The sequence below is a fragment of the Protofrankia sp. Cas4 genome (genome assembly GCF_963555915.1).
In the GTDB taxonomy this organism is placed as follows: domain Bacteria; phylum Actinomycetota; class Actinomycetes; order Frankiales; family Frankiaceae; genus Protofrankia.
The window spans coordinates 1-11,922 of the sequence record NZ_CAUVXL010000251.1; the positions used below are offsets into that span (position 1 = coordinate 1).

The window sequence follows — 11,922 nt, forward strand, 5'->3', positions numbered from 1 at the left end:
CGGCTGGCCTGTGAGCGGTCCGACATCGGCCCGGAGTTGTACCCGTGGTTGGAGGAGTATGTCTCCGCCGGGGGGCCCAAGGCCGAGCCCGGCCTGTGCTGACCGGGCGCCTTGTGTCAACCGGGCGCCTTGTGTCGACCGGGCGCCCGTTTGACCGGAGTCTGTGATGATCAGGGGTCTGTGATGGCCGGATGAAGTCGGTGGATGCGCATGTCGCCGACATCCTCGACGTGGTCGTCCCGTTGCCGTCGCGGTCGCTGTCGCTGCGGTCCGCGCACGGCTGCGTACTCGCAGCGGACCTTCGCGCCGGTTCCGCCCTGCCCGGGTTCGACAACTCGGCCATGGACGGATACGCCGTGCACATCGCTGACGTGGCCGACGCCGGCCCCGGGCGTCCGGTCATCCTGCCGGTCACCGGGGATATTCCGGCGCAGGCGGGCACACCGTCGCCGGTGAGGCGCGGTAGCGCGGCGCGGATCATGACGGGCGCGCCGCTGCCGCCCGGTGCCGACACCGTCGTCCAACTTGAGTGGACCGACGGTCGGATGGACCGGGTGACCGTGACGCGCGCGCCCGGGCTCGGTCAGAACATCCGGCGGGCCGGCGAGGACGTGGCCGTGGGCGACCTGGTCCTGCCCGCCGGGCGGCTGCTCGGTGCGGCTCAGATCGGCCTGCTGGCCGCGCTCAACGTGGCGACTCCGGTTGTTCATCCCCGCCCCCGGGCCGCGGTGCTCTCGACCGGCAGCGAACTGGTCGAGGTGGGGGAAACCCTCGGCCCGGGGCAGATCGTCGACTCCAACAGCCACGCGGTGGCGGCGGCGGCACGGGAGGCGGGCGCGCAGATACGGCGGCTTGGTGGCGTCCCCGACTCCCCGGACGCGTTCGCCGCGGTGCTTGCCGGCGTTCTCGCCGACGTCGATGTTGTGATCACCACTGGCGGGGTGAGCGTGGGAGCCTTCGACGTGGTCAAACAGGTCCTCGCCGGTTCGGGGAAGGTCCGTTTCGAGCCGCTGGCCATGCGACCCGGGATGCCACAGGGATTCGGGGTGATCGACGGGGTGCCGATCTTCACGTTGCCGGGTAATCCGGTCAGCGCGCTGGTGTCGTTCGAGCTGTTCGTCCGACCCGCGTTGCTGCGGATGCGGGGGCTTGCGTCCGTCCACCGTCCGACGCTGGTCGCCACGACCGCGCAGGAACTGCGCTCGTCCCGGGGCCGGCGTTCGTATCTGCGGGTCCGGTTGGCTGCGGCCGGAGCCGGGCGGCCGCCGGTCGCCCATCTGGCGGGTGGCCAGGGATCGCATCAGCTGTCGGCCCTGGCCGTCGCGGACGCCCTGTTGATTGTTCCGGAGGACGGTGCCGACCGGCCGGCGGGGACGGAGCTGACCGCGCTGCGGCTCGGTGACGACATGGCACCGTTCGATTCCGGGGTGTCGTGGTCCGATGCCGGGATGGCGGCGGACACATGATCGAGCCACGGCTGACCCACGTGGACGCCACCGGTGCCGCGCGCATGGTCGACGTCTCCGCCAAGGACGTGACCGTACGGACCGCGGTCGCCCGGGGGTTTCTGCGGGTCGCACCAACCGTCGTCGACCTGCTTCGCGGCGCCGGTGTACCCAAGGGGGACGCGCTCGGTGTCGCCAGGGTGGCCGGCATCATGGGCGCCAAGCGCACACCCGAGCTCATCCCGCTGTGTCATCCGATCGCGCTGTCGGGGGTCCGGGTGGAGCTGGACATCCACGATCATGGAGTTGAGATCACCGCGACCACCCGGACGACGGACCGCACCGGCGTGGAGATGGAGGCGTTGACCGCGGTCGCGGTGGCCGGGCTCGCCCTGCATGACATGGTCAAGGCGGTTGATCCGGAGGCGACGCTCACCGACATCCGCCTGCTGGCCAAGACCGGTGGGCGTTCCGGTGACTGGCACCGCACGCCGACCGATGGGCGTGGCGGTGGCGCCCGGTGAGTCATGCGCTGGAGGTACCCGACGGCGCCCGCGCCCGGGTGATCACCGTCTCGGATCGCGCGTACGCCGGCAGTTACGCTGACCGGTCCGGGCCGTTGGCTGCCCAGGCGCTGGGTCTGATCGGTTTTGCCGTCGACGATGTGGTTGTCGTCCCCGATGATCGCTCGGCGATCGTGATCGCGCTGGAGGCTGCCGTTGCGGCCGGCATTCATCTGGTTGTCACCACCGGCGGTACCGGTCTCGCACCCAGGGACGTCACGCCGGAGGCGACCCGACAGGTCATCGACCGAGAGGTGCCCGGGCTCGCCGCCGCGCTGCGCGATGCCGGCCGGGCGGCGGTTCCGACCGCGGTGCTCTCCCGTGGCGTCGTCGGTGTCCGAGGCGGAACACTGGTGGTGAACCTGCCGGGTTCGGCGGGCGGTGTCTCCGACGGGGTGCGCGTGCTGGCCGGGGTGGTCGGGCACGCGGTGGCCCAGATCCGCGGCGGCGGTGATCATAGTCATGTCGATCAGGGCCGCGTCGATCCGGGCGGGGTCGATCCGGGCCGTTCCGGCCGTGGGCCCGGAGGGACGGGATGAGGGCACCGGGGTGGCCGGCACGTCTCACCGACGGGTCGGTGGGCGTACGTCCACTGCGGCTGCGTGAGGCTGTCACCTGGGTCGAAATCCGGGTACGCAACGGTGAATGGCTCGGCCCCTGGGAGGCGACCCCCAAGGCGATGCCGGCCACGGCGGACGCATGGGCGCAGCGCCAGACCATCGGGGTGTACAGCCGGATGGTGCGACGGTTGCATCAGCAGGCACGTCTCGGTGCCGCGCTGCCCTTTGCGGTGACGTTCCAGGGGCGACTGGTGGGGCAGGTCACCGTCTCCACGATCGTTCGTGGTGCGCTGAACAGCGGGCATCTCGGCTACTGGGTTGACCGCGGCTATGCCGGGCGCGGTATCACGCCGACCGCGGTGGCGCTGGTCGTGGACCACTGTTTCGCCGCGGCGGCACTGCACCGGGTGGAGGCGTACGTCCGGCCGGAGAACACGGCGAGCCGCCGGGTGGTGGAAAAACTGGGGTTCCGCGAGGAGGGGTTCCACCGGCGCTATCTGGCGATCGGTGGGGCTTACCGGGATCACATCAGCTATGCCATCACCGTGGAGGACGCCCCGGAGGGCTTACTGAACCGCTGGCGTGACACCCGCGCCTCACGTACCTGAGTGGTCGGCACCGGGTACCGGTCGCTTCTTAACTTTGGGTAGTCATATGACGACTTTCGCGTGTGATGGTGTCCACGTGAAGGATGCGGTTGTCACGGTTTGTCGGTCCGATAAGATCTTTTTGTGACGTGGAAGCAGCGTCGTCGGAGGGTTGATCGACTTCAATGATGTCTGCCTGTATTGAGGATGTTGCCAGATGTGAACGTGGTATCGATCGCGATGGTGCGACACGCGGGCATCAGGTCGGTGACCGGACGGTATTCCCTCACTAGCGTTTCTTAGTGCCGCTGGTTGCGCGAGCCACTTCATGATCGCGCCGCTCGGGCATCCTCGCATTTCGGTGCAGCTGACAGGCGAGGTCCGGGCTGGCCGGCGTCATCGTCGATATCCGAGTCGGCAGGAAGGCAACCGTCCATGGTCAGCTCGCCCGCGCGGCAGTCTGCGCCGCCTCAGCCACGCGCGGGTGGTTGTGGGTTCGCGGCACGGTACTGTCTTCCAAACCCGCGGCCATGAGCGCGCTCATCTGGCTCGCGATCGTCGCGGTCTGGGGTTTCGTGCTAATCCCCATGTGGCTGAGGCACCATGACAGCACGTTGGAACAGCGGTCAGCCGAACGTTTCACGATGGCCATGCGAGTCCTGTCACGGCGAGGGGCGTCGCGGCCGGGTAGGGGGTCCGTGATGCGGCCAGTCGCTTCCCAGCCGGGTGAGGACGCGGCCTCCGGACCGGCGCGTTCTGTCTCTTCGGCGGAAACCCGGGTGCGGGGTGTCAGGGCTTCTGCTCCCGTCACTCCTGGTTACGTCCCGTCCGGAGAGAGAGTCGGAAGCGGCCGGCGCGCAACGCCTCCACCGCGACGGAAGGCCGACGCGGACCGGCTGGCGCTGGTTCGGCTTCGTCGCCGGCGACTCCTGGTACTGTTCACCGCCGTATCGGTGACTGCGCTGCTCGCCGGGTTGTTGAGCGGTATCTTGATCGCGTTTCACCTTCTGATGGATGTCGCGTTCATCGGCTACCTCGTGCATCTGCGCCGGACCGCCCAGGCTGACCAACGCCTGCGTGCCTCCCGGTTGGCGCTGGACCGCCGGATCGCGGCGGAGCGGGTCGCCCGGTACGGCCATCGGACGGCTTACCCCGGTGCCGCCGACAGCGTGGCCGGGCCGTGGGCGTCCGACAGCGAACCCTTCCGGCTGTCGGACTCCGTTGTGGTGCGCCGTGACCCCGACATCGGTGCTGACCACGGCCTCAGTGCTGACCACGGCCTCGGTGCCGCCGCGGAGACCGTCGACCTTTCCCCGATCGCTGCCGCTGCTGCGGCTGCGGCTGCGCGTACCGGGGTCGGCAGCGGCGGGCAGGTTGTCGAGGGCACGGTTGTCGATGGTCGGGGCGCCGCCGGTCAGGGCACCTACGACCTGCTCGGAAACGCAACGGTCACCGCGGGATCCGCGCCGACCGCGGTTGGCGCTACCGGCGACCCCGCGAATGTGGCATATGCCGATGCCGACTACGCCAACTACACCGAGTACACCGAGTACACCGAGTACACCGAGTACACCGACACGATCGAGGATGAGACCCTGGCCGATGCCGAGCAGGGCTCCGGCCAGGGGGCGGGATCCCCGGGTGGCGGACGTGCGGCGGGCCGGTCGGGAACCCGTCCGAACACGTCCAAACCGGGGCGGGTGCAGGTGAATCCGCCGGGGACGCACGGCGGTCTGACCGCGGGGCCGGCGCCGGCAGTCGGCTCGCAGCAGCCCGAAGTGGCAACTGAGGCGGAAACAGGCGCGGCAACCGGGGCGGCAACCGGGGCGGCAACCGAGAATCCGGACGAACTCGACGAGTTGCTCCGTCGGCACGCGGTCGGAAGTTGAGCGCACCGGCGGGTGGCGGCAGCTCTCAGAGCGAAGATCGAATATGGTGGGTGAGTCGTCTGATCGACGAACGTGTGCAAAAATCTACCTCGTGATGAGCCGTTGATGATCATTTTTTGCCGATGATCGCAGCCTGCCGATGATTGCTGCCTTCGGTGGCGTCCAGATCGACAACCGTGATACCGACCCGCCTCGCTTCCGCGAGTGTGACCTGGCTGATGTCGAACGGCGGACGGCGGCGGCCCTCGCGAAACTGCGTCCACGGCTGCTGGTCGGGGCGGCTGCGTCCGGGGCCGACCTGGTGGTGCTGGCTGTCGCGCGCGCGGAAGGGCTTGGAGTGCGAGTGGTACTGCCGTTCGACGTCGACACGTTCCGACGGACGTCGGTCGAGAACCGCGGGCCGCTCTGGTGTGCCCGGTATGACGAGCTGATCGCCTCGTTGAAGCCGTGCGAGTTGGAGATCCTCGGTGAGGTCGAGGACGATGAGGTGTATCACCGCACGAATACCCGCCTGCTCGCACGCGCCGCGCAACTGCGACGAACACCCGCGGAGGAAGTGGTCGCGCTGGTGCTGCGTCCGATCGTTTCGCACCGCGCGTCGGTTGCCGATGATCTGGTGGACAAGGCCAGGGTCGCGGGCCTTCCCGTCGTCGAGGTGTCCACTTTCGGCTGACCGGGGTCGAACGGGCTGGTGGACGCACGGGCTGGCGGTCGCACGGGCTGGCGGTCGCACGGGCTGTGCATAATGGCTGCGTGACCATGTCCGCGCCGCGCTTCGCCGAGCTGATCGCCGGGGTTGTCGCGCGCGCCGACGCGGGGGTTTGTTGTCGGTGCCCTCGCGTGCGCTGACGTCGGCATTGCCGTCCTGACGTCCCTGGCCTGGTCGTCCGACCGGTCCTGCACGCGAGGGACCGTTGTCGGAGAAGCCCTGATCGGTTCTGCCTGACCTGTCCAGATCAGGCGGCATTCAGCTGATGCATCCACCAGGTTGCTGTTTGACGACCACGTGGGTATTCGGCCCGTGCCCGGTATCGTCCGGTATCACGCGCTTCTCCTGTTTCTTGTGCCGTCATCTGCCATCCGCCAGTCAGCACTGATGTGAGCACAAAGGGGTGTCATGGTGAGTTATGACCATAGCGCTCAGCGTAACAAAAGGTTCTCCGGTGGCCTCGTTGCCCGGGCGCGGACGTTCAACGAGTGGACCGCGGATCTGCGCGCTGCCGGCTTCTGGCTCTGCCCAGCCAGCTGCGGGGTGCCGGTAGAGCTGCGCGGGCTGCGCCCGGATGGGTTCGGCTTCCATCTGCGCTGCCGCGGCGTGCGGGTGACACTGTCGTTGTTTCGCCCCGGGCGGGCGATGTGGCAGCTGCCGCACTGGGACCCGAGGTGGACTCCGGAGGAAGGTCTGTCGCTCTGGGTGAACCATCGGATCGATCATCCATCGTCGGGGTATCGGACGTTCGGGAGCCGGGTCCTGTCCGCATCGGACCCGGGCAGCGATGCGTGCGGCAGCGGTTCGAGGCGCCCCGGCGTTGTTCCCGCCCCAGGCGTTGTTCCCGACCCCGGCGCTGTTCCCGACCGTGCGCGGATGGTTTTCGACCGCGAGGAGGCTCCCGACCACCAGGTGCTCTTCGACGGTGGCCGGGAATGTGGCTGGCGTGGCCACGAGGCGGGCCTGCTGAGGCCGGCTGCTGCGGCGACGCTGTTCGCCCGGCTGATGGCCGAGGTGGACGTGGCCCGTGGCGCCGGCCCGGCGGTGGTACGGGTACCCCACGCAAGGGCGGGAGAGCCTCCGCTGGCTCCAGTCAGGACCAGCTGAGCTGAAGGGTGACCTCCGGAGCTGCGCAGGACGACGATCGTGTTCTCTTCGGCCGGGGCCGGCTCGTCACGCCCGTCCGGGTCTGCGGTAAGCTTCAGAAGCTCCAGGGGGTGTAGCTCAGCCTGGTAGAGCGCCTCCCTCGCACGGAGGAGGCCAGGGGTTCGAGTCCCCTCACCTCCACCAATGTAGGCATTGCGCGAACCGCTCCCTTCGGGGGCGTTGTGGCTGGTAGGACGGCTGCGGCGCCCCTGTGGGGGGCGGGTGGCGTGGCTGGTCGGGTTGGCTTGGGTCGGTCTGTGTCTCCAGTCTCTACGTTGGCGGCGTCCCTTGGAGCGTCGGGTCTGGGGACCCGGAAGATCGGTACGAGCCGGTCGGGTCTGGTGATCTCCACTTCTTCGACGAGGGCTTCGACGAGGGCCTTGCGTTGGAGATTCTCACCCAACTCGATGATCGTCTCGATGTGCTGAACGACCGCGCGAAGGGTGGAGCGGGCCGGCATGACCGGTTCGTCGTCGATCTCTTCGGTGGGTTCGGCGCGGGCGTTGCGGTGGCGGCGCTGGGCGGAGGCGACGGCGGCGGCGATGAGTTGCTGGTGGTCGCGGTAGAAGCTGGCGAGGGCGGTGAGGACGGCGGTGTCGACGGCGTCGGCGTCGAGGCGGGGACGTCGCACTGGTCGTGGTTGTAGCGGTTGCGGGTGAAGCAGGTGTATTGACATCCTCTCCGCCTTGAAGGGCGGAAATTCCCGTCTGCTACGCCGCTGTGGGCGTGAGCTTCGGGTGGGTTCCCGCTTCTCCGCGCGGTGCCGGCACAGGTGCCGGTCTTACCCGCGCTCCACGGGCGTTTATGGTCTCTGCCTGTCCGGCGGCGACCTTGTGTCCCTCGGTCCTGATGTTCCTCGCCGCGTTCACGTCCCGGTCGTGGGCCGTCCCGCACGCCGGACACGTCCACCGCCTGACCGACAGCGGTTTCGGCCCATCCTTCATCCCGCAGGCAGAACAGACCTGCGACGACGGGAAGAACCGGTCGACCTTCACGAACGTCCGGCCGTACCGGGCCGCCTTGTACTCCAGCATCCCGGCGAACTGCGACCAGCCCGCGTCGTACACCCGACCGGGCCAGCCGCGTCCGGCCAAGACCGGCCACGCACAGATCCTCGACGTACACCGCTTGGTTCTCGCGAATGATCGTCGTGGACAGCTTGTGCTGCCAGTCCCGCCGGGTATCGGCCACCTTCACGTGCGCTCGGGCGACCTTGACGACAGCCTTCCTGCGGTTGTTGCTGCCCTTCCGTTTGCGAGATAGGTCCTTGTGGAGCCGGCGGAGCTTGCGGTGCACACGGCGGAGGAACGTCGGCGAGGTGACCTTCGTGCCGTTCGAGAGGACCGCGAAGTGCTCCAACCCCACATCGATCCCCGCCTCGTCCTCGACCGGCGGCAACGGCTCGTCGCGGACCTGGACAACGAAGGAGGCGAAGTACCGGCCCGCCGCATCCCGGATCACCGCCACCGACGACGGCTCGGAAGGACGTTCCCGCGACCAGCGGACCGCCACGTCCCCGATCTTCGGAAGGCGCAGCCGTCGCCCTTCGATCACCGCGAACCGGGCGTTCTTCGTGAACCGAATCGCCTGCCGGTTGTCCTTCCTCGACCGGAACCGGGGCGGGCCGACCTTCCGGCCCCGCCGTTTGCCCGACAGTGAGCCGAACCAGTTCCGGTAGGCCGTGTTCAGATCCGCCGCGGCCTGTTGCAACACCACCGCCGACACTTCGGCGAGCCACGCCCGTTCCGGGGTCTTCTTCGCCTCCGTGATGACCCGTTTCGACAGTTCTCCGTCCGACAGGTATGGCAGCCCCGCTGCGCGGGTCTCCTGCCGCAGACGCAGCCCGTCGTTGAACACGACCCGCGCGCAGCCGAACGCCCGGGACAGTGCCGCGATCTGACCCGGCGACGGGTCGAGACGGACGTTGTACCGAAGCTGCACGGGTCAAGTCTACTATTGGTCTATGGGTCACGATCTCGATATCCGTACTGGCAGGCACTGCGTTTTCGCGCTGCATGCCCACTTGGTTTTCGTGACCAAGTACCGGCACTGCGTCTTCACCGACCAGCACGTGACCCGACTGGAGGAGATCATGCGGGTGGTATGCGTCGACTTCGAGACCGACCTCGCCGAGTTCAACGGCGAAGGCGAGCACGTCCACCTGCTGGTCAACTACCCGCCCAAAGTCGCCCTGTCGAGACTGGTTAACAGCCTCAAGGGTGTCTCGTCGCGGCGAATGCGCCACGAGTTCCCCGAGCTGGCCCGCCACTACTGGCGGGCGAACCGGCTGTGGTCCGGCTCCTACTTCGCCGGGTCGGTCGGCGGTGCGCCGCTGACCGTCGTCCGTCAGTACATCGAGCAGCAGACCCGTCCGGTTTAGGGCACGCTCGGGCCTGGCGGCCCTCCCGCGCGGGCCTTCACTCCCGGCCTGGAGGCCGGAGCACTGGCCCGCAATTCGGTAGCGGTAGGCGTGGTTGCTGCGGCCGATGGTCCTCCCGTGCCCACCCAAAGAGACGCGGGACATGTGCCCGCTGTGCGGGGACCACCTGCTCGCAGCCGACCAGCCACCCCAAACCCCGCACGAATGGGAACGGTGGTGGCTGCGAGTCACCCCACGGGCGATCGCCCATAAGGACTTCGTCCACCACGGGGGACTCGGCTCGCCGGACGGTAACACCACCCGCCTCGTACACGCGTCTTGCCACCGCGGACTCCTCGCCCGCGCACGCAGGACACCAGCACAGTCATCCTGCACGGGGCCGGTAGAAATAACGGCTCCGAAAATCGTGTCTGAGCCCGTGAATGGACACCCAGATTCGTGCAGACACCGCTACCCGCTGGCCGCTACGACAGGCGGAGCCGCTCGGTGGGCTGCCCGGTCACCGCGGCGATCAACTCGAAGTCCTTGTCGACATGCAGCACCACAAGCCCGGCCAGCTCGGCCGTCGCAGCAATGATCAGATCGGGGACGGACGGCGCACGTTGGTGCCCAACGCCGGCAAGCAGCTCCTGGACCTCCACGGCCCTGGACTCGATCCGGGGCGTCACGTTCTCGACGGGCATCGCCGACACCGGCGGCCGCCGCAACCTGACACGAAGATCATCGACGGATCGCGCGGAAAAGCCGATCTCCAGGATCGTGACCGTCGTGATACGGACCAGACCTCGCTGGATACGGGACAGCCACAGGTCAGCATCGGGACTCTCGCTCAGCCGGACGAGGGCGGACTTGTCGACAAGCCAACGCCGCGTCTCGGCCGCGGTGGTCACGTCCAGGCCTGCCGCATGACCTCGGGGTCGTCGAGATCACGAAACGCGGCACTGAACCAGCGCAGGTCGTCCAAAGTCACCAGGGCTACCGAGCGCGCCGCGTCCTGGGCGAGCTGCCGGCGAAGGTACTCGTTGCGAGATAGGCCGAGCCTGGCAGCATGAGCCTCGACGGCAGCCAGCACGTCATCGGGTACGTCACGAATGAGCACGTCGGACATCGACCACCCCTCCAAAGGCTACGCCTCCAGGCGATATCCAATGCTATCAGGACCCAACTGCCCGCACCTGACCGTGCCGCCGCGTCATACCCTGTGGGGCTCCAAGACAGGGCCGCCGCGGGCTTGTGAGTCGGCCGGGCTGGGTGTCCTTGCACCAAGGGCGGCCAGCCGGCCAACCTGGTCACGCAAGGCGGCGACTTCGCCGCGCAGGCCGGCCAGCTCCGCCGCGCACGGGCATGCTCCCGTGCCCGAACTCCCAGGTCGTCGTGTGCCACGGTCTGGTACCCCACACATCACCCGTTGATGTGAGGTCAGCTTGGTGAGTGGTTGAATGCCGTGTCCGATCTGCCGGACACGGGGGACTCCTATGGAAGACGCAGCTTTTGCTGTGGTATGGGGAAAGTCGAACGCTCAGGGTTCGATGCATCTGCTGCTAGGCCATCTGCTCGACACGGCTGCGGTCGGCGAGCTCGTCTGGGATCGCTTTCTATCTACCGCCGTACGGAATCGTCTTGACGATTGTAGTGGCGGTCGGGGTCGTTCCCTGTTCTCCTTGCTGTGCGGCCTTCACGACGTCGGTAAGGCAACTCCCGCGTTTCAGATGAAGAACGACGCGCTGGCGGCACAGGTCCATGCTGTCGGCCTCGACTGGCAACGGCTCACGCGCGACCAGGCCGCCCGGTGGCACCATGCGCGGGCGGGCGCGGTCGTCGTCCGCACGTGCCTGCGCGAGGTGGGCTGGGGCGCGTCGGCCCGCAACTGGGTATGGCCGCTGATAGCCGGGCACCACGGCCTGGTGCCCGGGGTCGACCGTCTCAGGGCCGCCAGCACCGCAGCTCACGGCAAAGGCCAGTGGCCCCAGGTCCAGAGGGGGTTCGTCGACCGGATCGCCGGCGAACTGGGTCTGGATCTGGGGTCGTTCTCGGATGTGGCGACACCGCGCCGGGGCGGTCAGCTTGCCCTGTCTGGCCTGATCATCATGGCTGACTGGATCGCGAGTGACGAGGAGCATTTCGGCGGTCAATCGGACCTGTCCGATGTGTCGCTTGAACAGTCGCGGAACCGTGCCCGGCGGGCGTGGGACAAGCTGGGGTTGCGCGGCGGGTGGCGCAGCGACCGACCGGCACCGCGGGATCAGCCCGACCTGGTGCGGCACAGGTTCGGTGTCGCGGCCCGGCCCGCTCAGGCCGAAGCAGTACGCCTCGCGGAGGACATGCCCGCGCCGGGCCTGCTCATCCTGGAAGCCCCGATGGGTGAGGGCAAGACCGAGGCGGCTCTTGTGGCAGCGGAGGTGCTGGCCAGACGGTTCGGCGCGGACGGGGTGTTTGTCGGCATGCCGACGCAGGCGACCAGCGACCCGATGTTCAGCCGGGTTCGGGCGTGGCTGACGTCGGTGGATCCCGACGTTCCCATCGGGCTGCTCCACGGGCGGGCGCGGTTCAACAAGGAGTGGGCGGCCCTGCGTTCCGACGTCGCGTTTGCCGGTATCGCCGACGACCAGGACGAGTACGGACTGGACGACGACTTCGGCGTCG

Annotated in this window: 12 protein-coding genes, 1 tRNA gene and 2 pseudogenes; 12 read left to right on the forward strand and 3 right to left on the reverse strand. The window is 68.4% G+C overall.

What is annotated here, in order from left to right; genetic code table 11:
* The 10 genes and pseudogenes from U9979_RS22670 to U9979_RS22715 form a co-directional block, all read left to right on the forward strand.
* Positions 1-102: pseudogene (locus U9979_RS22670) on the forward strand (UTP--glucose-1-phosphate uridylyltransferase); the annotation flags it as partial.
* Positions 103-191: 89 nt separating this feature from the next.
* On the forward strand, positions 192-1,466 hold the full coding sequence (gene glp, locus U9979_RS22675; RefSeq protein ID WP_322780882.1) for a gephyrin-like molybdotransferase Glp: 1,275 nt from the start codon (positions 192-194) through the stop codon (positions 1,464-1,466).
* A complete protein-coding gene (gene moaC, locus U9979_RS22680; protein WP_322750053.1) occupies positions 1,463-1,969 on the forward strand; it encodes a cyclic pyranopterin monophosphate synthase MoaC in 507 nt (168 codons plus the stop codon). Before glp ends, moaC begins: the two co-directional genes overlap by 4 nt.
* Positions 1,966-2,547, forward strand: a complete 582-nt coding sequence (locus tag U9979_RS22685; protein WP_322780883.1) for a MogA/MoaB family molybdenum cofactor biosynthesis protein — start codon at positions 1,966-1,968, stop codon at positions 2,545-2,547. Before moaC ends, U9979_RS22685 begins: the two co-directional genes overlap by 4 nt.
* Positions 2,544-3,176 carry a GNAT family protein gene (locus U9979_RS22690; protein WP_322750051.1) on the forward strand — a complete coding sequence of 211 codons (633 nt, stop codon included), beginning with the start codon at positions 2,544-2,546 and terminating at the stop codon, positions 3,174-3,176. The genes U9979_RS22685 and U9979_RS22690 overlap by 4 nt, the downstream gene beginning before the upstream one ends.
* A 932-nt stretch (positions 3,177-4,108) precedes the next feature.
* Positions 4,109-5,044, forward strand: coding sequence for a hypothetical protein (locus U9979_RS22695; RefSeq protein WP_322780884.1), 936 nt, complete (start codon positions 4,109-4,111; stop codon positions 5,042-5,044).
* 139 nt (positions 5,045-5,183) lie between these two features.
* Complete coding sequence (locus U9979_RS22700) at positions 5,184-5,717, forward strand: hypothetical protein (RefSeq protein WP_322780885.1); 534 nt, start codon at positions 5,184-5,186, stop codon at positions 5,715-5,717.
* A 447-nt stretch (positions 5,718-6,164) separates the two neighbouring features.
* The gene (locus U9979_RS22705) at positions 6,165-6,860 is read left to right on the forward strand and encodes a hypothetical protein (RefSeq protein WP_322780886.1); all 696 of its coding nucleotides are present in this window, start codon (positions 6,165-6,167) and stop codon (positions 6,858-6,860) included.
* A gap of 106 nt (positions 6,861-6,966) precedes the next feature.
* Positions 6,967-7,043: transfer RNA gene (locus U9979_RS22710), tRNA-Ala, on the forward strand.
* Positions 7,044-7,110: 67 nt separating this feature from the next.
* Positions 7,111-7,545 carry a hypothetical protein gene (locus U9979_RS22715; RefSeq protein ID WP_322780891.1) on the forward strand — a complete coding sequence of 145 codons (435 nt, stop codon included), beginning with the start codon at positions 7,111-7,113 and terminating at the stop codon, positions 7,543-7,545.
* A 64-nt stretch (positions 7,546-7,609) separates the two neighbouring features.
* Here the strand turns inward: U9979_RS22715 and U9979_RS22720 are convergent.
* Positions 7,610-8,840: pseudogene (locus U9979_RS22720) on the reverse strand (RNA-guided endonuclease InsQ/TnpB family protein).
* Positions 8,841-8,862: 22 nt separating this feature from the next.
* Here U9979_RS22720 and tnpA point away from each other — a divergent pair.
* Positions 8,863-9,279, forward strand: a complete 417-nt coding sequence (gene tnpA / locus U9979_RS22725; protein WP_322780887.1) for an IS200/IS605 family transposase — start codon at positions 8,863-8,865, stop codon at positions 9,277-9,279.
* Positions 9,280-9,743: 464 nt separating this feature from the next.
* On the opposite strand, the gene U9979_RS22730 is transcribed toward tnpA, so the two are convergent.
* Positions 9,744-10,169, reverse strand: a complete 426-nt coding sequence (locus U9979_RS22730) for a PIN domain nuclease (RefSeq protein ID WP_322780888.1) — start codon at positions 10,167-10,169, stop codon at positions 9,744-9,746.
* Positions 10,166-10,387, reverse strand: a complete 222-nt coding sequence (locus U9979_RS22735; RefSeq protein WP_322780889.1) for a FitA-like ribbon-helix-helix domain-containing protein — start codon at positions 10,385-10,387, stop codon at positions 10,166-10,168. Before U9979_RS22735 ends, U9979_RS22730 begins: the two co-directional genes overlap by 4 nt.
* A gap of 367 nt (positions 10,388-10,754) precedes the next feature.
* On the opposite strand from U9979_RS22735, the gene U9979_RS22740 reads away from it, so the two are divergent.
* Positions 10,755-11,922: CRISPR-associated endonuclease Cas3'' (locus tag U9979_RS22740; RefSeq protein ID WP_322780890.1), on the forward strand; the 1,168-nt coding region annotated here is incomplete at its 3' end.